This window comes from Mycobacterium sp. (genome assembly GCF_035633495.1).
Taxonomy (GTDB): Bacteria; Actinomycetota; Actinomycetes; order Mycobacteriales; family Mycobacteriaceae; genus Mycobacterium.
This window is the reverse complement of record NZ_DASQEU010000020.1, coordinates 88825-110296: the sequence shown is the minus strand read 5'-3', so window position 1 is coordinate 110296 and position 21472 is coordinate 88825. Positions and strand designations below refer to the sequence as shown.

Annotated in this window: 22 protein-coding genes and 1 pseudogene; 10 read left to right on the top strand and 13 right to left on the bottom strand. The window is 67.2% G+C overall.

The window, feature by feature from the left end:
• Positions 1-50 precede the first annotated feature (50 nt).
• Positions 51-986: a R2-like ligand-binding oxidase gene (locus tag VET27_RS04530; RefSeq protein ID WP_526515552.1), complete on the top strand. Its 936-nt coding sequence runs from the start codon at positions 51-53 to the stop codon at positions 984-986.
• Positions 987-999: 13 nt separating this feature from the next.
• On the opposite strand, the gene tpx is transcribed toward VET27_RS04530, so the two are convergent.
• The 5 genes from tpx to VET27_RS04505 form a co-directional block, all read right to left on the bottom strand.
• A complete protein-coding gene (gene tpx / locus VET27_RS04525; RefSeq protein WP_526515550.1) occupies positions 1000-1494 on the bottom strand; it encodes a thiol peroxidase in 495 nt (164 codons plus the stop codon).
• A gap of 61 nt (positions 1495-1555) precedes the next feature.
• Positions 1556-2572 (bottom strand): NAD(P)/FAD-dependent oxidoreductase, encoded by a 1017-nt coding sequence (locus tag VET27_RS04520; protein ID WP_526515548.1) that lies wholly within the window; start codon positions 2570-2572, stop codon positions 1556-1558.
• Positions 2569-3078 carry an isoprenylcysteine carboxyl methyltransferase family protein gene (locus VET27_RS04515; RefSeq protein ID WP_526515546.1) on the bottom strand — a complete coding sequence of 170 codons (510 nt, stop codon included), beginning with the start codon at positions 3076-3078 and terminating at the stop codon, positions 2569-2571. Before VET27_RS04515 ends, VET27_RS04520 begins: the two co-directional genes overlap by 4 nt.
• A 15-nt stretch (positions 3079-3093) precedes the next feature.
• Positions 3094-4152 (bottom strand): type III polyketide synthase, encoded by a 1059-nt coding sequence (locus VET27_RS04510; RefSeq protein ID WP_526515544.1) that lies wholly within the window; start codon positions 4150-4152, stop codon positions 3094-3096.
• A gap of 357 nt (positions 4153-4509) precedes the next feature.
• Entirely contained in the window at positions 4510-4839 is a 330-nt protein-coding gene (locus tag VET27_RS04505) for a hypothetical protein (protein WP_526515542.1), read from the bottom strand.
• Between the two features lie 132 nt (positions 4840-4971).
• Here VET27_RS04505 and VET27_RS04500 point away from each other — a divergent pair, with 132 nt between their 5' ends.
• Positions 4972-5412, top strand: coding sequence for an SRPBCC family protein (locus VET27_RS04500; protein ID WP_526515540.1), 441 nt, complete (start codon positions 4972-4974; stop codon positions 5410-5412).
• 48 nt (positions 5413-5460) lie between these two features.
• On the opposite strand, the pseudogene VET27_RS04495 reads toward VET27_RS04500, so the two are convergent.
• Both VET27_RS04495 and VET27_RS04490 read right to left on the bottom strand, forming a co-directional pair.
• Positions 5461-6458: pseudogene (locus tag VET27_RS04495) on the bottom strand (amino acid permease); the annotation flags it as partial.
• A 115-nt stretch (positions 6459-6573) separates the two neighbouring features.
• The gene (locus VET27_RS04490) at positions 6574-7779 is read right to left on the bottom strand and encodes an ABC transporter permease (protein ID WP_526515538.1); all 1206 of its coding nucleotides are present in this window, start codon (positions 7777-7779) and stop codon (positions 6574-6576) included.
• Between the two features lie 232 nt (positions 7780-8011).
• On the opposite strand from VET27_RS04490, the gene VET27_RS04485 reads away from it, so the two are divergent.
• Positions 8012-8605, top strand: a complete 594-nt coding sequence (locus VET27_RS04485; protein ID WP_526515599.1) for a cutinase family protein — start codon at positions 8012-8014, stop codon at positions 8603-8605.
• Positions 8606-8613: 8 nt separating this feature from the next.
• Here VET27_RS04485 and VET27_RS04480 read toward each other — a convergent pair whose 3' ends face one another.
• The 3 genes from VET27_RS04480 to VET27_RS04470 are packed head-to-tail and all read right to left on the bottom strand — an operon-like array spanning position 8614 to position 11211.
• A complete protein-coding gene (locus VET27_RS04480) occupies positions 8614-9549 on the bottom strand; it encodes an o-succinylbenzoate synthase (RefSeq protein WP_526515536.1) in 936 nt (311 codons plus the stop codon).
• A gap of 21 nt (positions 9550-9570) precedes the next feature.
• On the bottom strand, positions 9571-10359 hold the full coding sequence (locus VET27_RS04475; RefSeq protein WP_526515534.1) for a GNAT family N-acetyltransferase: 789 nt from the start codon (positions 10357-10359) through the stop codon (positions 9571-9573).
• A gap of 9 nt (positions 10360-10368) precedes the next feature.
• A complete protein-coding gene (locus VET27_RS04470) occupies positions 10369-11211 on the bottom strand; it encodes a hypothetical protein (protein WP_526515532.1) in 843 nt (280 codons plus the stop codon).
• Positions 11212-11395: 184 nt separating this feature from the next.
• On the opposite strand from VET27_RS04470, the gene VET27_RS04465 reads away from it, so the two are divergent.
• The 6 genes from VET27_RS04465 (at position 11396) to upp (ending at position 18095) form a co-directional block, all read left to right on the top strand.
• On the top strand, positions 11396-11839 hold the full coding sequence (locus VET27_RS04465; RefSeq protein WP_526515530.1) for a Fur family transcriptional regulator: 444 nt from the start codon (positions 11396-11398) through the stop codon (positions 11837-11839).
• 43 nt (positions 11840-11882) lie between these two features.
• Positions 11883-14096, top strand: coding sequence for a catalase/peroxidase HPI (katG, locus tag VET27_RS04460; protein ID WP_526515528.1), 2214 nt, complete (start codon positions 11883-11885; stop codon positions 14094-14096).
• Between the two features lie 120 nt (positions 14097-14216).
• Positions 14217-14828, top strand: a complete 612-nt coding sequence (locus VET27_RS04455; RefSeq protein ID WP_526515526.1) for a class I SAM-dependent methyltransferase — start codon at positions 14217-14219, stop codon at positions 14826-14828.
• Between the two features lie 90 nt (positions 14829-14918).
• On the top strand, positions 14919-16202 hold the full coding sequence (locus VET27_RS04450; protein ID WP_526515524.1) for a GTP cyclohydrolase II: 1284 nt from the start codon (positions 14919-14921) through the stop codon (positions 16200-16202).
• Positions 16199-17455, top strand: a complete 1257-nt coding sequence (locus VET27_RS04445) for a DUF1688 family protein (protein ID WP_526515522.1) — start codon at positions 16199-16201, stop codon at positions 17453-17455. Before VET27_RS04450 ends, VET27_RS04445 begins: the two co-directional genes overlap by 4 nt.
• 10 nt (positions 17456-17465) lie before the next feature.
• The gene (gene upp / locus VET27_RS04440; protein WP_526515520.1) at positions 17466-18095 is read left to right on the top strand and encodes a uracil phosphoribosyltransferase; all 630 of its coding nucleotides are present in this window, start codon (positions 17466-17468) and stop codon (positions 18093-18095) included.
• Here the strand turns inward: upp and VET27_RS04435 are convergent, their stop codons facing one another.
• Entirely contained in the window at positions 18096-18803 is a 708-nt protein-coding gene (locus VET27_RS04435) for an Rv0518 family GDSL lipase (protein ID WP_526515518.1), read from the bottom strand.
• On the bottom strand, positions 18803-20044 hold the full coding sequence (locus tag VET27_RS04430) for an acyltransferase family protein (protein WP_526515516.1): 1242 nt from the start codon (positions 20042-20044) through the stop codon (positions 18803-18805). Before VET27_RS04430 ends, VET27_RS04435 begins: the two co-directional genes overlap by 1 nt.
• Before the next feature lie 296 nt (positions 20045-20340).
• On the opposite strand from VET27_RS04430, the gene VET27_RS04425 reads away from it, so the two are divergent.
• Positions 20341-20787 (top strand): QcrA and Rieske domain-containing protein, encoded by a 447-nt coding sequence (locus VET27_RS04425; protein ID WP_526515514.1) that lies wholly within the window; start codon positions 20341-20343, stop codon positions 20785-20787.
• 7 nt (positions 20788-20794) lie between these two features.
• Here the strand turns inward: VET27_RS04425 and VET27_RS04420 are convergent, their stop codons facing one another.
• Complete coding sequence (locus tag VET27_RS04420; RefSeq protein WP_526515512.1) at positions 20795-21442, bottom strand: M15 family metallopeptidase; 648 nt, start codon at positions 21440-21442, stop codon at positions 20795-20797.
• Between the last annotated feature and the right edge of the window lie 30 nt (positions 21443-21472).

Below are 21472 nucleotides of genomic sequence, written 5' to 3'. Positions count from 1 at the left end.
GGAGGAGTCCACCGGGCCCCATCACCGACGTGATCTAGGAGGTCTGCTTCATGGAACGCACACGACTCGGGTCGCTCGCCGAGGGCGGGCTGAACTGGGACAGCCTGCCGTTGAAACTCTTCGCCGGCGGCAACGCCAAGTTCTGGAACCCGGCCGACATCGACTTCTCACGCGATCGCGAGGATTGGCAGTCGCTGTCGGACGTCGAGCGCGACTGGGCCACTCGGCTGTGTGCCGAGTTCATCGCCGGCGAGGAGGCCGTCACCGAGGACATTCAGCCCTTCATGACGGCGATGCGGGCCGAGGGTCGCCTCGGCGACGAAATGTATCTGACCCAGTTCGCGTTCGAGGAAGCCAAGCACACCCAGGTGTTCCGCCTCTGGCTCGACGCCGTGGGAATCACCGGGGACCTGCACCACTACCTCGACGACCTGCCGGCCTACCGGAAGATCTTCTACGAGGAACTCCCAGAGTCAATGGACACTCTGTCGACGGACCCCTCCCCCGCCGCCCAGGTGCGCGCCTCCGCGACGTACAACCACGTGATCGAGGGCATGATGGCGTTGACGGGATACTATGCGTGGCACAAGATTTGCGTGAGCCGCGACATTCTTCCCGGCATGCAGGAACTGGTCCGTCGCATCGGTGACGACGAGCGACGCCACATGGCGTGGGGCACCTTCACGTGTCGGCGCCACGTCGCTGCCGACGACTCCAACTGGTCGGTGTTCGAGACACGCATGAACGAGCTGATGCCGTTGGCCTTGAGCAACACCCAGGAGGCGTTCGCCCTCTACGACGAGATCCCGTTCAACCTCGACATGGACGAGTTCATGCAGTACGCCACCGACAAGGGGATGCGGCGGTTCGGCACCATCAGCAGCGCCAGGGGCCGGCCCGTGGGCGAAATCGACCTCGACTACTCGCCTCTTCAACTCGAGGAGACGTTCGCCGACGAGGACGAGAGGTCCCTGGCGTCGGCCTGAACGCCCTCGCCGCCTAGCTCAGTGCAGCAAGCGCCGCATCGTAGTTGGGCTCCTGAGCGATCTCGGGCACCAGTTCCGAGTACGTCACGTTGCCGTCCGCGCCGATCACCACGACGGCGCGACCGAGTAGTCCGGCGAAGGGTCCATCGGCGATGGTGATGCCGTAAGTCTGGCCGAAGTCGTCACGGAACCCCGAAGCGGTCGTGACGTTCTCGATGCCCTCGGCACCACAGAAGCGACTCTGAGCGAACGGCAGATCGTTCGACACGCACAGCACCGCGATGCCGCTCGCGGCGGCCCGCTCATTGAACGTCCGCACACTCGAGGCGCACACCGGCGTGTCCACCGACGGAAAGATGTTGAGCAACAAAGCCTTACCGCGGTACTCGTCGATGCTGACCGCGCCGAGGTCGGTCCCGGTGAGGGTGAAGGCCGGAGCCGAAGCTCCGACGGCGGGGAGCTCGCCGACCGTATTGATGGGATTTCCGCTCAAGGTTATCTGTGCCATGGGGACAGTGTGCCAAGCACGGTGGGGCTCGTGTGGCTCAGGGTCCACCTCGGCACGGCAGTCAGTAGGCCAGCTGGTTGACGGCGGTCGCGAAGACCGCGGGCAGGGCGGTGGCTGCCGGAACGATGCGGGCCCGGATCCGGGCATGGACACCGGCCTTGACCAGAGCTGCAGTCAGCATCCGGTAGCGCCGGGTCTCCCGGCGCCATTGACCGTCGTAGTGGCCCGGCCGGTCGGCGACCACACAGTTCACCAGCAGCTTGGCACCGCCGAACGCCAGCCCCACCCCCTCGCCCGTCAACGCGTCGATGTAGCCGGCGGCGTCGCCGACCAGCATCACCCGGCCGGCCGTCCGGCTGCGTGCCCTCTGGCGGAGCGGACCGGCCGCCCGGTCGGGTCCGTGCGCGTGCCCGTTAACCCGTGCCGTCAGTGCCGGGAATTCGTCGAGGTGGCTGTCGAAGCCTCCGCGCGTCGAGCTGAGGATGGCAATTCCGACGCAGTCGTCGGCGACTGGCGTGACATAGGCTTCGGCGCCAGGGGCCCAGTGCACCTCGACGGAGTCCGTCCACGGCGCGATGTGGACGTGGCGGCGGATACCCCACCGGCGCGGGCCGGGACTCGGCTTCTCGAGGCCGAGGGATCGGCGAAGGGGCGAGTGCAGCCCGTCGGCGGCCGCCAGATATCTGGCCCGCAGGTCCCCCGCGCGTACCGACGACGAGTCCTGAGACACCTCGCCGACGTCGCCGTGCACGAATTGCACGCCCGCGGCGCCGGCGGCGTCGCGCAGCGCCGCGTGCAGCACCGTCCTTCGCACCCCGAGGCCGGTGCCGGCCCGGAACGTGGCGTCGACCCGCCGATTCCCGTCGAGGTAGCTGATCCCATGCAGTGGTCTGCCCTCGAGGATGACGCCGAGGTGTGCCAGGTGCGCGAGGGTGTGCGGCATCATTCCTTCACCGCACGCCTTGTCGAGTGTGCCGTGGCGTCGTTCGACGACCATCACCTCGAGGCCGGCCTTCGCGCCGTACAGCGCGGTGGCAAGCCCTGCCGGGCCGCCGCCGGCGACCAGCAGGTCGATCACGTCAGGCTCGCGAGCGCGGCGTTCTCGACCTTGATCCGCGTCCGCAGCAGCGCCGCGTTGAGCACCGTGAAGGTCAGCGCGGTGAGCCAGGACGTGTGCACCAGCGGTAACGCGACACCCTCGACCACGACCGCCACGTAGTTGGGGTGAGCGATCAGGCGATAGGGGCCGCCGGTGATGCGGTCTGCTCCGGGAACGACGATCACCCTGGTGTTCCACTGCGGTCCGAGGGTGGTGATGCACCACCAGCGCAGAACTTGGGCGCCGACCACGACGGCCAGCATCGGCCAGCCCAGCGCGGGGATGAACGGCCTGTGCAGGACGATCGGCTCCACCAGACACCCGACGAGCAATCCGACGTGCAGCACGACCATGGTGGGATAGTGGGCAGCTCCGAACTCGGTGCCCCCGCGCTCGCGACTCCACGCCCAGTTGCGTTTGGAGACGACGAGTTCGGCCAGGCGTTCGACGGCGATTGCGGCAATGAGAAGGCCGTACCAGATCACCTGATCAGCCCGCCCTCAACGCCAGCGCAGCAGGACGAGTTCCGAGCAGAAGCCGGGGCCCATCGCCATCATCAGACCGGGAGTTCCCGCCTCAGGTCGTTTGGCGATGGTGTCCCGCAGGACGTGGAGCACCGAGGCCGATGACAGATTGCCCACCTCGGCGAGGGAACGCCACGTGAGCTCCAGCGCGTCATCGGGTAGGCCGAGCGTGGCGGTGATGGCTTCGATGACCTTCGGCCCTCCGGGATGACTCACCCAGGCGCCCACGTCCTCGATGCGCATGTGGTGAGCGGCGAGGAAGTTCGTGACGTCGTCGCCGAGGTACTGCTCGACGACCTGCGGTACGTCGGGCGAGAGCACCAACCGGAAGCCGGTCGAGTCGACGTCCCAGCCCATCGTGCGCTGCGAATCCGGGTACAGGTGGCTTCGCGAATCGCGCACTTCCGGACCCGAGGCGCCGATCTCCTCGGCGCGCCGGTCCCCGACGGCCACCACGGCCGCGGCCCCGTCACCGAACAAGCTGCTGCCGACCACGGTGGCCATCGACGGATCGCGCTTGGCTATCAGCGAGCACAGCTCCACGGCCACCAGCACGGCGACGCCGTCGGGTGCACCGCGGAGATAGTCGTTGAGCCGGGCCACGCCGGCGGCCCCCGCCACGCAACCCAGCCCGAACATGGGCACCCGGCGGACGTCGGGGCGCAAGCCGATCTTGGCTGCGATCCGGGCGTCGAGGGTGGGCACCGCCAAGCCCGTGACCGTCGTCGAGAAGATGACGTCGACGTCGGAGGGTTTCTGCCCGGCATCGTCCAGCGCTCCCAACACGGCGGCGCACCCGAGCTCGACCGCGTGTTCGATGAAGATGTCGTTGGCTTGGCCGAAGTCGTCGAGCGCGGCGTAGTCCTCGAGCCGCAGCACCATGTGCCGGCTGTCGACCCTCGCGCTTCGATGCAACTTCCTGATGGGTTCGGCGTACTCCGCATACCCGGGGACGGTGAGCAGCGCTTCCGTCACCTCGGCCTGCGTATAGCGGTTGGCGGGCAGTTCTCCTCGTACGGCGGCGATCACGCTCACGGCACCCTCCTCATTCCTGACAACGACCCCCGCGACCATTTAGTTCACGCTACGGATACTCGGAGCTTGCGCCATTGTGGTCTCGGGCCTGGGGCTGCCGGGCGATCCTGGTCCGGGAGTGAGCGTTCGGGGTCGGATGGCGTCACGACTGACTCCTCAGCGGTGAGCCATGTCAACGACTGATGACTCGCGACGGTAAGCACTCGCCAGGTCATGTCAACACATGGTGACTCATGCTCGGATCTGCGCCGCGAGGGCCAAGGCGGTCAGCCGTCACCCGTGATGGAACGGCAAAACCCCCGAGGTAGGGGAACAATCACCTCGAGGGGTTTGCGTGTGTTGCGGATGTGGTGCTAGTTAGCCAGCGGTGGCGCAGAAGTTGGGAACGCAGAAGCTCGCGCCGCCGGGTCCCGCGGTGGCACTCCCGCCAGGAACGAACGCGCCCGTGCCGTCCGGGCCGGCGTTGACACCGGCGCCCGGCACGGTGGCGCCTGCACCGTCGGGTCCGGCGTTCACTCCCGCTCCGGGGACCGTGGCCGCCGCACCGTCGGGTCCGGCCGTGACGCAGGCGGGAGTGCCCTCGACGCCACAGGGAGGTGGTGGGTTGGCCCCTGCGAGGGGAGCGAAGGCGATAGCGGTCGCGCCAGCGCCGGCGACCAGGATCTGTGTCAAGAGGTGCTTTCTCATGAAAGCGGAGTACCACCCGTAAACCTCGTCGAAACATCCTCCTCGACGTATTTGGGTGGTGCAGAGAGTGTTCCGAGCCACGTTCACACGGCGACTTCGTTGCTCGCGAAGGCGTCGGCTAAGTTTGCCGGCATGGCCGTCACCGAAACTCGTGAAGTCGTCATCGAGGCGACGCCCGACGAAATCATGGACGTCTTGTACGACCTGGAAGCGCTGACCGAGTGGTCGTCGGCGCATCAGAAGGTCGAGATCCTCGAGCGCGACGAGGATGGGCGTCCGAGCAGGTCCAGACAGGTCGTCAAGATCGTCGGGATCAGCGACGAGCAGGAACTCGCCTACACGGTTCACGCGGACGGCGTGAGTTGGTCGTTGGTCAGGGGTACGCAGCAGCGCGCCCAGAACGCGCGGTACACGCTGACGCCCGAGGGCGATTGCACCCGCGTGCGGTTCGAGCTCACGGTAGATACCTTGGTGCCGCTGCCGGGCTTCCTGATCAAGCGCGGTGCCAAGGGTTTGATGGAAACGGCGACCGACGGGCTACGCAAGCGCGTGCTGCAACTCAAGAAGAGCTAGAGACCGACGAGTCCGCTCCTCGGTGCTCGCTGCGCCGGTGCACGAATACGCCTGCACCGATGAGATGACCGCGATCGTGAGGTACGGGAAGAGCCATATCCGTACCGGTTCGCGCTCGCCCTCGGCCCGCACCGTGCGGCCGAGCACGAACTGGCTGACGGCGATGGCGAGATAGACGAACAGGGCGACGGCGCCGCTGGTCGCGAGGAGGTAGGCGAACAGCTTCTCCGGCAGCAGATAGTTGCCCACCACGGCCAAGTAGCCGACCACCATCGAGGCCAGTACCGCGACCCAGGGCACGCCGTTGCCGGTCAGCTTGCGCACCGCACGCGGCGCGTCCCTGCGCGCCCCGAGCGAGAACAAAATGCGAGACGCGGTGTACAGCGCGGAATTCAGACAGGATGCCACCGCCGTCGGGATCACCAGATCCATGATGATCTTCGACCCGGGTATCCCGATGGCCTCGAGGGTGGACTGATACGAACCGTCGTCGAGTTGGTCATACGTCATCAGGGCGACGATCACGAAGATCGATCCGATGTAGAACAGCGAGATTCGCCAGATCACCGAGTTCACGGCCTTGCTCATACCGGTCGTCGGGTCCGGTGACTCGGCGGCCGCGATGGTGACGATCTCGGTCCCCATGAAAGAGAACATCTTCACCAACATGCCAGCGATGACGGCGCCGAACCCATTGGGCATGAATCCATCTGGCTGCCACAGCGAACTGATTCCACTTACCTGCGAGTCGGGAATGAGACCGAAGATCGCCGCCACCCCGATGCCGATGAAGGCCATGATGGTCACCACCTTGATCAGTGCGAACCAGAACTCGAACTCCCCGTAATTGCCGACCCTGACGAGAGGTGACCGTGAGCAGGAGGGTGACCGCGAGCGCCCAGATCCACTGGGGAGCGCCGAAAAGATCCGACAGGATCGCGGGCCGCTGCAGTCGCTTCGACGGGGATGAACCCTACCCAGAACCACCAGTACAGCCAGCCGACCGAGAACCCGGCCCAGCCACCGAGCGCGCGTTCGGAGTAGACGCCACCCTTCGGTCCAGACCGGGTGAGCAACGCAGACCCGGAGACGGCGACGTCGCCCAAGCCGCGACGAGTCGAAACCCCCGGTGCTCGGAGCACGATGCGCCCGACCGCGGGATCAGGCCGGGGGGCCGTGCGGCGACTGAGATGCGCGGTACGTCACCATCTCGCGGGAGAGGATCCGGCGGATCCGGGGTTCGCGACTGCAGGTGACCGCGAAGACGGTGAGCAGTACCCAGCTCGTCATCGCGCTGACCAGCACCAGCAGGAACGCCGCCCACTCACCGCCGACCAGTTCGGTCGATGCCGTCTGGCGTGACCACAGACGCCAGAAGATCATCAAGTTCACGGTCAGGCCCACGCCGTAGGACAACGCGAACGAGAACAGGTACGGCTGCCACGTGTCGTCGTGCAGGCGTGCCGAAAGCGGTTCGTGCCGAATCGGATACAGCACCGACAGCACGTTTCCGACGCCAAGCCAGATGAACACCATCGTGATCAGCTGGTCCACCAGCGCGATGGGGTTGCCTTCGTTGGCGACGGTCAGGAATCCGATGACCGGAAGCGCAGCGACGGTCACCAGCACGGCCATGGCGAGGTTCTTGGCCACCAGGATCTGCCAGATCCGTTCACCGCGCGACATCGCGTCGCGGACGCGCTGCGCCTCGAAACACAGCGCGTTGGTGCACACCACGCTGCCGACCACCGCCGAGAACAGGTACAGCGAGAGCCGGCTGACGTCGTCGTACCTCGTCCAGCCACTGAAGTGGTAGAAGGTCACCAGCGACAGGCTGATGCCCAGGGTGATCAGCAGTCGGACGAGGATGTCCCTGGGCTTGTCGGTGACGACGTGACGCACTTCGTCGACGATGCGCCTCCCCACCCCGGACACGGGCGCCACGCGAAGGACGGCCAGGCGTTTCGTCGGCGTGGCGCCGACCACTCCGACTTCAGCGCTGCGCGCGCGGGTGACGGCGAGGATGGCCTCGGCGATGGCAGCCCTGGCGAGTGCCACCGCAACGACGGCATTCGCGCTTGCCTGTTCCGGCGGCACCTCCAGTGCTCCCGTGAGCTCGGCGTCCCGCGCGTGGTCGGCGGCGCGCACGCGCCACGGGTCCGACGCCGCTGCCGCAGCGATGTCGTCGTGGATGGCCTCGTGCACCGCGGTCAGTTCCGCGTGCGCGTCTGCGACCACCCGGGCAAGGGCGTGGTCGTCCCATTGCGCGGCGGCGGTCGCGGCGTCGACGCGTCTCAGGGCGTCGGCGAGGAACCGCAGCTCATCCACGGCCGCGATGTCGGGAGCGGAATCGGCTTCCGAGGTCATGGCGCTTACTGAACCATCCCGCGACTCTGGTGGCGACGTCGCTTGACCCCGGGAACTCGGAGCGGGCGGTAATCTGTTAACAGAGTGATGGGAGTGATAATTGGGTATACGGTCGGCGATTTTCCGACCCACCCCTTCAGGTCAAGGAGCGGCCTTGAACGTCTCAGGAAGTGCTGTGCGGCGCAAACGCCGGGCGGCGGCCGCCAGCGCGGTACTGGTGCTGGCCACCGCGATGCTGGCCGGTGCGCCGATGCCGTCGGCGTCAGCCGCCGACTGTCCGGACATCGAGGTGGTGTTCGCCCGCGGAACCGACGAGCCACCCGGCATCGGCGTCGTCGGCCAGGCCCTCGTCGATTCGCTGAAGCCGCTGGTCAAGGGCAAGTTGATGCGCTCCTACGCCGTCAAGTACCCGGCTTCGTACGACTTTCTGGGCGTCGCGACGGGGGCCAACGATGCCAGCGCCCGCGTTCAGGCGACCGCGAAGAACTGCCCGAAGACCAAGATCATCCTGGGCGGTTACTCACAGGGCGCGGCGGTCATGGACGTCGTCACCACGTCTCCCATCTCCGGGCTTGGATTCAGAACTCCGATGCCGCCTGCGATGGCCGATCACGTCAGCGCCGTCGCCGTCTTCGGCAATCCCTCGGCGCGGCTCGGCCAGCCCCTGACGACGCTGAGCCCCCTCTACGGACCCAAGACCGCCGACATGTGCAACACCAACGACCCGATCTGCTCACTCGGCAAGGACTTCACCTCGCACGTGCGGTACCCGCAGTCGGGCCTGGTCAAGCGGGCCGCTCAGTGGATCGCGGACAATCACCTCTAGGCCGTTGATCACGCGGCGGTCCGAGCCGACCGGAGCCGCCGACGCCACCAGGCGATCCGCTCCATGTCGGTCAAGGCGTACCGCTCAACGAGCTCCGGCGCCGGCGAGGCGGGCATCGGTGCGACGGGCAGGTGGCCGTCGACGGGACGCAGGGAGCGGCGCTCCACCACGACGTCGCCAGCGAGCAGTGAGATGGTGCCGAGCGCACACGCGAACGGAAGTTCTGGAAGCGCGCCCGCCAGCGCGAGACCGGCGGTGAGTCCGATGCTGGTCTCATTCGACGAGGACACCACGCACGGTCGTTCGAGCCGCTCGGCCAGCCGCAACGCGCGTCGCACTCCGCCGAGGGGGCCGCTCCTCAGAACCGCGACGTCGGCGGCCTCGGCCAACGCCGCACTCGCGGCAATCCGGACGTCGACCTTCCGGCGGACGGTGGCCAACTCGTCGAGGGTGCGGCAGGGCTGCTCGACGAACTCGAGCTCGCCTGCCGCCTTCGCGAAGATCGCGATCGCCCGCACGGCGTCGTCCACGTTCCACATTCCGTTGGCCTTGAGGCGAATTCGACCCTCGGGACCGAATGCATCCCGAACCGCCTCGACGCGTGCGACGTCAGCGGCCAGGGAATCCGGTTGGGCGGCGACGGTGACGTCGGCGGTCAGGCACCCCGAGTCCTCGACGATCCGGCGCGCCTGGACGGGATCGACGGCGGGCACGGCCACGGCGATCGGAATCCGGCCCCGCACCGGGTCCGGCCACCCGACGGTTCCCCCCTCAGTCGACGCGGTCAGCCACCGCGCAGTCTCGCGGTCATCGCAGTCCGGTGGCGGGCTGAACTCACCCCACCCCTGGGGGCCCTCGACCAGCATGCCTTCGCGGACGCCCGACCCGTCGATCATGGGAATGCCGAAGACCGGCGCGGCGTCGAAGTCGATCAGTGCCTTCATCAAGCACAAGCTAGCGAAGCGTCATGGGCGCGGCGCGAGGTATGCCTGCACGCTCGGAGCGACGAGTTCGAATCCGGCCTTGCGGTACACGCGTCCGGCAGGGTTGACCGCTTCGGTCACGATGACCCATTGCTTGCATCCGCGCGAAGAGGCCCACCTTGCGGCCACGCCCAGCAGGTGTGACGCGATCCCCCGGCCGCGATGTTCGGACGCCGTACCGACATTCTGGTAGCGCGCAGTCCCGCCGCAGTCGACGATTCCCAGTTCGGCGACCGGCCGGTCCTCGAAGAACGCGCCGACGAACTGGGCGACGCCGCGCTCGACCAGGTCACGCTGGGATTGGGCGCGAGCCCGGGCGAAGCGCTCGTGCGATCGGGGTTCGTGCTCCGCGGTCTCGGCGTTCTCGGTCATCGCACGAACGACGACCTGCTCCCAATCCGCGCCGACGAGGGCGCGGACGTCATACCCGACGGGCGGTGCCGTCTGCCTCGGCAGAGTCGCGGTGGCGAGGACGTCGTCCATCTCCAGTTCCAGCCCGCTCGTCGCCCACTCCTCCTTGTTCGCGGGCATCCGAGCGAGGCCGATCGCGATCCAGTCGGCACCCGGCACGGCCCGCCGGAACGTCTGCACCCACCGGTCCGCATCGTCGACGGCGTCGGGATCGGTGACGAATATGCAATTGCCCCAATGGAAGTCGGGGTTCTGCGCCGTGCGGACGACGAGGTGATCGCCACGATGCTCGACGGTCGAACCCATGTGCTTCAGCACTGCCAGATCCGTGGCCCAGCCGAGCGGGAGGATGCGGGTCACCCCACGGTCTTACCAGCCAAAGCCGCCGCGCCTCGAGGAATCTCCCGGAGTCGAGGAGTTGCGCGGAGGCGGCGGCGGCTGCGGTGGCGTCGCGCTGAGGGGCGCCCGGGTCACGTTCGTCTGCGGCTTCTTCGGTTGGTCGGGGGTCTGATAACGCGGCGTGTACTGGCGTGTGACGACCGGTGGGATGAGTTCTTCGGCCGAAGGTGGTGGTGGTGGCGGCGGTGGTCCCGGCGGCGGTGGCGGCAACGGGGCGTTCGAGGACAGGGCGGGCGCCGAGGTCGTCGACGCAGGGGGTCCGGCGGACTCGCTCGGTGCCACCGGTGTCGACTCCTCGACGGCGGGCGCGGGAGTGCGCAGGACGAGGACGACTCCGACGATGGCCAACACACCCGCGACGATCGCGGCAGCCATCAAGACGACCTTCGACCGGTACCGCGTGCCGCCTGACGCCGCCTTGAAGTCCCAGGCGCCGCTGTTGGACAGCCGGGATTCCCATGACGTCGGAGCGGAGGCACCGACGAAGCCCTTGCGCCGCGTCGGCATGATGGTCAGCGTCGCCGCGATGGACTCGGTCACCGGGCGGTGGTCGACGTCGGCACGCGGACGGTCGTCGAGTTCGACGAGGTCCATGTCCCGAACGAACCACCGGTCGGTGTCTTCGGACGGGTCCTCGTAGTGGTCCGACGCATCGCCGTGCTCGGATCCCTGGCTCGCGTCGTGTGTCCACTGGTCGCGGGCAGATTCCTCGGCGGGGCGCGCCGGGGTGACGTCGGCTGGCCGAGCCATGCCGAACCACCCCTCATCGGGGTCGTCGAAGGTGTATTCGACGTCTACGCCCCGGACGGTCACGGGTCGATGTTAGCGCTAGTGACGTGCTCGAAGGTCGATCGTGTTCACGCGCCACTCCTTCGGGGTTCGGAAGAGGTCGGCGAACGCTCGCGAGGCCACTACGTCGCGGAACCTCGGCGCTGTCACCGGCGTGTCCTTCGCGAAGTCTTGACTGATTCCAGAAAAGAGCGGCATAGTGGTACGTGTGACATCGTCGCCGGACTACGTGGAGCAGCTGCGCCTTGCAGACCTCCGCGTGACGCGGCCACGTGTCGCGGTCCTCGGGGCCGTGTGCGAGCACCCACATGCCGATACGGAGACGATCTTCGATTCGGTGCGGACCGGTCTGCCGGAGGTATCGCGACAGACCGTGTACGACGTGTTGGCAGTCCTGGCGACGGTCGGATTGGTTCGCCGGATTCAGCCATCCGGTTCCGTCGCCCGCTATGAGTCACGGGTCGGCGACAACCATCATCACGTCGTGTGTCGATCTTGCGGCGTGATCGCCGACATCGACTGCGCCGTCGGTGAAGCACCCTGTTTGACCCCGTTCGACGGCGACGGTCTTCTCGATGGCTTTTCCATCGACGAGGCCGAGGTCATCTACTGGGGCCTGTGCCCCGACTGCTCCACCGTTCGAAGTGATTGATTCGCAACAACGCTCAACCGAACAGCCCCGGAAAGGATCTCCCATGGCCGAAGGCAAGACTCCGAACGCAGAAGTCGGAGAAATGAATGAGTCGAGCATCGAGGGCGGCTGCCCCGTCCGCGCTCCCTACCCCACCGAGAGCGCCCGCACCAACGAAAGTTGGTGGCCCAAGAAGCTCAACCTGAAGATCCTCGCCAAGAACCCCGTCGAGACCGATCCCTTCGGCGGCGAGTTCGACTATGCCGCGGCGTTCAACGGCCTCGACCTCCCCGCCGTCAAGCGCGACATCGAAGAGGTGCTGACCACGTCCCAGGACTGGTGGCCCGCCGACTACGGCCACTACGGGCCGCTGATGATCCGCATGGCTTGGCACAGTGCAGGCACCTACCGGGTCAGCGACGGCCGCGGCGGTGCAGGCGCCGGTCAGCAGCGCTTCGCCCCGTTGAACAGCTGGCCCGACAACGGCAACCTCGACAAGGCCCGTCGCCTGCTGTGGCCCGTCAAGAAGAAGTACGGCAAGAGCCTTTCCTGGGCCGACCTGATGGTCCTGACCGGCAACGTGGCACTGGAGTCGATGGGCTTCAAGACCTTCGGCTTCGCCGGAGGCCGTGCCGACGTGTGGGAGCCCGAGGACGACGTTTACTGGGGTCCCGAGACCGAGTGGCTGGGCGACGCGCGCTACACCGGCAAGCGTGACCTCGAGGATCCGCTCGGTGCCGTGCAGATGGGCCTGATCTACGTCAATCCCGAAGGCCCCAACGGCCATCCGGATCCGCTGGCCGCAGCCGTCGACATCCGCGAGACGTTCGGCCGGATGGCGATGAACGATGAGGAGACCGTCGCGCTGATCGCCGGTGGTCACACCTTCGGCAAGACTCACGGCGCGGGTGATCCCGACGCCAACGTCGGGCCGGAGCCCGAGGGCGCCCCGCTGGAACTGCAGGGTCTCGGCTGGAAGCAATCGTTCGGCAGCGGCAAGGGTCGCGACACGATCACCAGCGGAATCGAGGTCATCTGGACCCAGAAGCCGACGGAGTGGACAAACCTCTACTTCGACAACCTGTTCAAGTACGAATGGGAGTTGACGAAGAGCCCCGCGGGCGCCAATCAGTGGGTCGCCAAGGACGCTCCCGAGTCGGAGTACGTGCCCGATCCCGAGGACCCGTCGTTGAAGCGCAAGCCGACGATGCTGACGACGGACCTTGCGCTGCGGCTCGACCCCATCTACGCGCCGATCTCGAAGCGGTTCCACGAGAACCCGGATCAGCTCGCCGACGCGTTCGCGCGCGCCTGGTACAAGCTGACCCACCGCGACATGGGACCCATCCAGCGGTACCTCGGTCCCGAGGTGCCGGCCGAGACCCTGGATTGGCAGGACCCGGTGCCGACGGGCCAGAGTCAGCTCTCCGCCGACGACGTCGCCAAGCTCAAGGGCGACATCCTGGCGTCGGGTCTTACCGTCGCGCAACTGGTTTCGACCGCATGGGCGTCGGCGTCGACCTTCCGTGGCAGTGACAAGCGTGGCGGCGCCAACGGTGGCCGCATCCGGCTGCAGCCGCAGTCGTCGTGGGAGATCAACAACCCCGATGAGCTCGCTCAGGTGATCCGCGTGCTGGAGGGCATCCAGCAGTCGTTCGGTGCCGATAAGGTGTCGTTCGCCGACCTCGTCGTGCTCGGCGGCGTCGCTGCGGTCGAGAAGGCCGCCAAGGACGGCGGCTTCGCCGTAACGGTGCCATTCACGCCGGGCCGTGGTGACGCGACCCAGGAGTGGACGGACGAGGAGTCGTTCGCTTACCTCGAGCCGAAGACGGACGGGTTCCGCAACTACCTCGGCAAGGGCAACCTGCCTGCCGAGTACCTGTTGGTCGACCGGGCGAACCTGCTCACCCTGACCGCGCCGGAGCTGACGGTCCTCGTCGGCGGACTGCGCGTGCTGGGCGCCAACTGGGACGGCTCGGCACACGGGATGTTCACCGACAAGGTGGGGACGTTGACCAACGACTTCTTCACCAACCTGCTCGACATCGGCATCACCTGGTCGGCGACCGACGACTCGTCGGACACCTTCGAGGCTCGCGACGGGTCGGGCAACGTCAAGTACACCGGCACCCGGGCCGATCTGGTGTTCGGCTCGAACTCCGAGTTGCGGGCGATCGCCGAGGTGTACGCCAGCGATGACGCGAAGGAGAAGTTCGTCACGGACTTCGTCGCCGCGTGGGCCAAGGTCATGGACCTCGACCGGTACGACCTCACCTAGTAAGTTCTGCGGCCCAACCGAGCATCCCGCGAGCCGTCACCGGTTCGCGGGGTGTTTCGCGTCGTAGCATCGAATTTGCCACCTCGGCAGCATGATTCGCCGTCTGCGATGATGGCGTCAATGGGTACCCGATGGCAGGATACGGACGCGCCTCGCGGCGAGGGTTATGACGCACGGTGGACGGAGCTCGCCGCGTCCGGTGCGAGCATCCACGGCGAGGCCGACCTCGTCGACGACCTGTTGCCCGAAACGGGCGGTGGGCGCGTTCTCGACGCAGGCTGCGGCACGGGCCGGATCGCCGTCGAACTGACCCGCCGAGGACATTCGGTGGTCGGTGTCGACGCGGACGCTGCGATGCTCGATGCCGCCCGGACAAAGGCTCCCGGCAACCCTTGGATTCTCGCCGACCTCGCAGACCTGCCGGAGAGCATCGGGTCTACTCCGTTCGACGTCGTCCTGCTGGCCGGGAACGTCATGATCTTCCTGACCCCGGGGACCGAGGGCCTCGTCGTGCAGGAACTGGCGGACCGCCTCGCCGCAGGTGGACTACTGGTGGCCGGCTTCTCGATCAAGCCGGACCGCTTGACGCTCCAGGAGTACGACCGGCTTGCCCGTGCCGCCGGCCTGGACGACGTGGCTCGCTGGGCGACGTGGGATCGCGAGCCGTACGACGGCGGCGACTATGCGGTATCGGTCCATCGTCGGGCCGGTGTGACGGGGTCGTCGACTTGAGTCGACGGACGGCGTTGCTCGGGCCCAGTCGATATGCTGGCGCCTCTGCAGGGACTGCCCGGCCGGACGACCTACCAGCGAGGAGCGACCATGGTTGCTGAAGCCGACGCCGTGCCGTCCCCTGCCGTGTCGAAGTCCGCCGCCGGACACATCCGGCTGACCTCGCACAGCGGAGGTATCGGTGCACTCCAGATCAACTGGGACGCCCCGACGGCGACCGAGCGCGGGCCGGTGATCGGCACCACCACCAAGCGCGCCCACCGCAACGTGATCGGTACGCACAGCGGCTCCTACAGCGTGTACCGCGCGCTTGCCGTCGCGGCGGGCGCGTTGTCCCGAGAGCACAAGGCCGACCTCACCAACACCGCACCCACCGACGTCATCGGCCCGTACCCGCAGTGGAGCGAACCGGGCAAGATCGTCAGCCTGGATCCGTGGGGCGCGATGGTCGCCGAGGTGTTCGCCGATGAGTTGGCCGCGGGCCACGACATGCGCCCGACGATCGCCGTCACCAAGGCGCACGTGATCCTGCCCGAGATCGTCGAGGCGGTGCAAAGGGGCAGGCTGGTCCCCGACGGCCACGTCCTGCTGCCCAGTGGCGCGGCGCTCGTCACCAAGGCGGCGGTCGAGCCGGTCTGGTACCTGCCCGGCGTGGCGCAGCGCTTCAACTGCAGCGAGACCGACCTGCGCCGCGTGCTGTTCGAGGAGACCGGCGGCATGTATCCCGAGCTCGTCACCCGCTCGGACCTCGAGGTGTTCCTCCCGCCGATCGGCGGGCAGACCGTCTACGTCTTCGGTGACGCCGGTGATCTGGCCGACCCATCGGTCGAGCTGACGGCGCGCGTGCACGACGAGTGCAATGGCTCGGACGTGTTCGGCTCGGACATCTGCACGTGCAGGCCGTATCTCACGCACGCGATCGAGGAGTGCATTCTCGGCGCCCAGCGCGGCGGCGTGGGGCTGGTCGCCTACTCCCGCAAGGAGGGCCGCGCACTCGGCGAGGTCACGAAGTTCCTCGTCTACAACGCCCGCAAGCGGCAGGTGGGCGGCGACACGGCGGATCAGTACTTCGCTCGCACGGAATGCGTTGCGGGAGTGCAGGACATGCGCTTCCAGGAGCTGATGCCGGACGTGCTGCACTGGCTGGGCGTTCGCAAGATCCACCGACTGGTGTCGATGAGCAACATGAAGTACGACGCCATCACGGGCTCGGGCATCGAGGTTGGCGAGCGCGTCAACATCCCCGAAGAACTGGTTCCGGCAGATGCGCGCGTCGAGATCGACGCCAAGATGGCCGCCGGCTACTTCACCCCGGGGCCGGTACCCGGTGACGAAGAGTTGAAGAAGGCGAAGGGCCGCGGGTTGGGCGGATGAGCCTCGGCACCACTGGCAATCTGGACACCGAGAAGGCCAACGGCGCAACGGCGTTGCTGCGTACCACCACCGCGATCCGCGAACGCGCCGCCCACCTGCTGCGGCGTGCGCGGGCGGGCGAGTCGGCGTATTTCGACGTCGACGACTCATCGGTACCGATCGCGGTGGCCGAGGTCGTTGACGTCACCCGTCACCGCTATCACGACCTGAACATCCCATTCCACAGCCGCTGGCGGCACTTCGAGGCCGGCGGGGTCGACCGCAAGGCCGAATTGGAGGCGCGGCTGACGGCACTCGATGCGGCGGCACGGGCCCGCGCCATGATCGACCTCGCGGTGGTCAGCGTCCTGCTCGACGCAGGCGCCGGCCCCGACTGGCACTACGACGAGGCGGCCAGTGGACAGCGTTTCGACCGGTCCGAGGGGCTTGGCGTCGCCACGTGGAACGCGTTCGTGGACGGGCTGTTCTCCGGTGATGCCGGCGCGCCCCTGCGGGTCGACGCACGGGGCCTGCTGAGCGTGACCCCTGCACGCCTCGCCGAGGCGTTCCAGGTCGGGCCCGACAATCCCCTGGTCGGCATCGACGGCCGGGTGCGGCTGCTGCACCGGCTGGGCGAGGCATTGGCCGCGCAGCCCGATACCTTCGGCCCGCTGGGTCGCCCCGGCGGGTTGTTCGACCGGCTGCTCCCCCAACGCGGTCCCGCCACGATCGCCGCGCACGACATCCTGTCGCAGCTGCTGGTCTCGCTATCGGGAATCTGGCTGACGGACAACGCAATCGGTGATCAGCCGCTTGGCGACTGCTGGCGTCACGCGGCAGTGCCCGGACCCGGCCTCAGCAAGGGCTGGATGCCCTTTCACAAGCTGTCGCAGTGGCTGACCTACTCACTGCTCGAGCCGTTCGAATGGGCGGGTGTCCGCGTGCAGGGTCTTGATTCATTGACCGCGCTCCCCGAGTACCGCAACGGCGGGCTGCTGTTGGACACCGGCGTGCTTCGCATGCGCGATTCGCGATGGCTCACGAGCGCGTGGGCCGTCGGCGACGAGCTGGTCGTCGAATGGCGTGCGCTCACGGTCGCTCTGCTCGACGAACTGGCACCGTTGGTGCGCGACGAGCTCGGCGTGGACGCCTTACGGATGCCGTTGGCATGTGTGCTCGAAGGTGGCACTTGGGCCGCCGGTCGGGTGCTGGCGCAGCGGCTCCGAGGTGGTCTGCCACCGTTCGTCATCGTCAGCGACGGCACGGTCTTCTAGGAGGATGGCAATGGGCGGCATACATCTGATCGATCACCCACTGGTGCAGCACAAGCTGACCCTCCTACGTCGAAAGGAGGCTTCCACCAAGAGCTTTCGGCAACTCGTCAACGAGATTGCAGCTCTGGTGGCCTACGAGGTGCTACGCGACATCCCGCTGCACGACATCGAGATCGAGACGCCGCTGGAGACGATGACGGGCCGGGTCATCGACGGCAAGAAACTGGTGTTCGTGTCGATTCTGCGGGCGGGCACCGGGATTCTCGACGGCATGCTGGACGTGGTGCCCGGTGCCCGTGTCGGCCACATCGGGCTCTACCGCGATCCGAAGACGCTCGTCGCCGTCGAGTACTACTTCAAGATGCCGGGAGACCTGCACGAGCGCGACGTGGTGATCGTCGACCCCATGCTGGCGACGGGCAATTCGGCGGTCGCTGCGGTGGATCGACTCAAGGAGTGCGGCCCCAAGTCGATCAAATTCGTGTGCCTGCTGACGTGCCCCGAGGGGGTGGCGGCGATGCAGGAGGCCCACCCGGACGTGCCGATCTACACGGCCGCCATCGATCGCCAACTCGACGAACACGGTTACATCCTGCCGGGGCTCGGCGACGCAGGCGACCGGATCTTCGGCACCAAGTAGTCAGACCCGACGGGGCAGCTGGTCGCCGATGAGCGGCGCGATCTTGTCCGCCATGTAGACGTGGCCGGCGTCCGTCGGGTGCACGCCGTCACGACCGATCAGGTCGGGCCTGTCGACGAACCAACCCGCAGCGATCGGGTCGATGAACGTGGCGCCCGCCAACATGGACTGGAACGCCAGGATGTCGCGAATCTGCAGGACGGCCGGCGGCACGTCGGCCGTTGGCCACGGCGGTCCGATGACCAGCAGTCGCGCGGTAGGTGCAATGCGGTGCGCGAGGGCGAATGCGTTGAAGATTTGTCCACTGAGCACGTTGGGGTCGGCGCCGTGGTCGTTGCGGGAGCCGTAGAACACCACCAGCGCGTCGTCGGGTTTGACGGCCCGCGGCGTCAGATCGCCGAAGAGGCTGCCCTTCTCACCGCGCACCCCGTAACCGGCCCGGCCCTCGGCGGCCACGTCGGCGACGACCTGCACCCCTTGGCGCGCCAGGGTCCGCCACGCACGAACGGGCCAGGCGTTCGCACCCTGTCCGCCGATCGCGGTGCCGTTCGTATAGGAGTCGCCGACGATCGCCACGCGGCTTATCGGAGCGCCTGCGGTCAGAGCGTCGTAGGGCGTGATCCGGGCCGACGGCGCGTTCAGCACCAAGCCGAGGAGCAGGCCCACCGAGATGACGAACGTGGCGAAACGACTACCGAATGTGCGCATCAACTTGCTCGCAGGGTCTTGGGCCGGTCCTCACGTGGGCCGTGGATTGATTTCAGGTTGTTGTCGGCCGGGTCGGACAGCGGGGTGTGCTCGACCTCCACCGGGGTTCTGCGCTCACCGACCATCCGGCGCATCCACATCCGCGCAGGTTCCTCCACGATGTGGAACAGCAGGATCGCGAGGACGACGGCGACGGCGATCAGCCCCACGAAGACGAGCTTCGCGTTGAGGCTCGGCACCATGGTGATCTGGTACTGCGCCATGATCCAGAGCCAGGCGGTATGCACCAGCTCGTGCACCATGTAGAGGCCGAACGAGGCCTGCCCGCCGTAGACCAGCAGCCTGGTCGACAACAGGGCGGGTAGCGTGCCCGTGCCGATCGCCAGCGCGACCACCAGCGGCATGAACGCCACGTCGACGAGGCCGAAGTCGTCGCGGATGGTGGGTATGGGGTGCGCGTTGAACCAGTAGAGAGCGCCGACGATCGCGGCGATCAGCACGACCGACGCGAACCCGGCGCCGCGACGGACGCGGTCGGTGGGCCTCAGCTTCCGTACGGCGGCACAGGCCAGTGCGCCCGCGGTGAACTGCAGGACGATGCGCGGCAGCCAGCTCCACGGTGTGTAGAACTGTCCCCCCGACGCCATCAGCAGCAGCACTGGCGGCAGGGACGCCGCGACGGCCAACAGCAGTAGGCCCCTGGCCCGTGTCGCGCGCTCGATCCGGAAGACCGCGAGCACGAGCAATCCGAAGAGGAGGTAGGCGAGCCATTCGGCACTGATGGACCAGGCGGGGCCGTCCCAGCTCGAGCCGTCGAAGAACGGTTGAAACCAGAGCTGGACCATGACGAGCTGACGGATGTAACTCGTCGCCGTGAGCGTGCCGGCCTCGGTCGACGGGAAGTCTCCGACGTTGAGCGTGAAGATGATCCACAGCGCTGCGAGGTGCAGGGTGACCAGGTACAGCGGCCACACTCTGGCCAGTCGAAGCCACAAGAAGTGCAGCGTGGCCTTCGTCGACCACGAATCGCCCATCCGGTCCAGGTAGTTCCAGGTCAGGACGAAGCCGCTGAGGATGAAGAAGAGGTCGACGCCCTGCGCGCCGCAGTCGAGAATCGGCTTGAGCGAGTCGTAGACGGGCGGTGACGCCATCTGCAGCAGGGGCCGGAAGTGAAACAGGACCACCCAGAGCGCGGCAACGATGCGCAGCCCGGATAGGGCTCTGATCTCTCCGGTGCGCACAACACTCTTTCCGTGACTTGGGTTGTTCGTTTCGCGTGTGATCCGCGCCGTTGCGTCCGCCAGCCGTGCGGTCGGCGACCTGCCACCGGCTCATGGCAGGGTAACAGCGCCGTTGCGACAGTGGACGTCCACAACGCTGTGCGGTTCCTGAATGGGCCCAATTCGCCAGTGTGCGAGCCTGTCTCGCGATTCGGTTTATCGGCGAGTCCTTCGGGCTAGGCTTCATGCAATTGACCTACGCGACCCTGCACGGCCCGCATCGGTCGCGCAGCCCCATCGACTTGAGGATCCCGCCCATGCTCGAAGAGATTCGTCCACCGCGCAGAGCGGTCGTCGTCGGCGCAGGACTCGGCGCACTCGCCACCGTCGTGGCCGCGTGCAGTTCCTCCGGCAAGACGCCGGAAACGGGTTCCGAGGCAGCGAGCTCGTCGTCCGCACCCACCGGCACGTCGGGCGCGGCGCAATCCGGGGCGCTCGCCAAGATCGCCGACGTACCCGTCGGATCGGGGGTCATCGTCGAGGACGTCGTCATCACCCAACCGACGGCAGGCGATTTCAAGGGCTTCTCGTCGGTCTGCACGCACGCCGGTTGCAACGTCTCCTCCATCGCCGATGGAAAGATCGTCTGCCCCTGCCACAACAGCGAGTACAACCTCGACGGCACCGTGGCTCAGGGGCCGGCGAAGCAGCCACTGGAAGCCAAGGCCGTTTCCGTGCAAGGTGATTCGATCGTCGCAGGCTGAACCGGCTCTACCCAGCTGCGTTGGGCCTCAGCGGTGGGCAGTTGCCCTGGGCGTCGACGGCGAGTTCGAAGTGCCAGATCTCGTTGGCGTATATCTGGCACAGTCCGAACCTCGCGCCGTTGCGGATCATCCAGTCGTCCGCGTTGGTGGGCCCCACGTCCACTGCCCTGCCGAGAACGTGCATCGACACGTCCGGTGACGCCACGAACTGGCTCGCGACGTCGACACTGCCGTAGGTGGCCACTGCCTCGTCGAAGAGTCGCCTCTGGAAGCCCTTCGACCGCCAACCCGACGTCAACCTCACGGCGACCCCTTCGGTGTCGGCGGCCTGAGCGGCGTCCTGAATGGCCTTGAGCAACAACGGATCGAGGAGGCCGACCATGGGGTTCTTGACGTCGAATGGCGAGGCCATCTGGCCGTCGGGAATCGATCCGCCCGTCGTGTCGACGGCACCGGTGCCGATCGACAGTGCAGTGGCCTCGCCTGAGTTCGGGTTGCCTTGAATTAGGGTCGCCGCCGACCCGATCGTCAGCGGTTCGATGGCGACGGTGGCGCCTCTCGTCGGCGTGGGGGTCTGCGCCGTCGGGCCGCATCCCAGCAGAATTGTGCTCAGTCCCAGGGCCGTCACGACCGCTCCGTTCACCCCCTGTCGCATGGGGTGAGCGTATTCGCCGTCGACGATGGC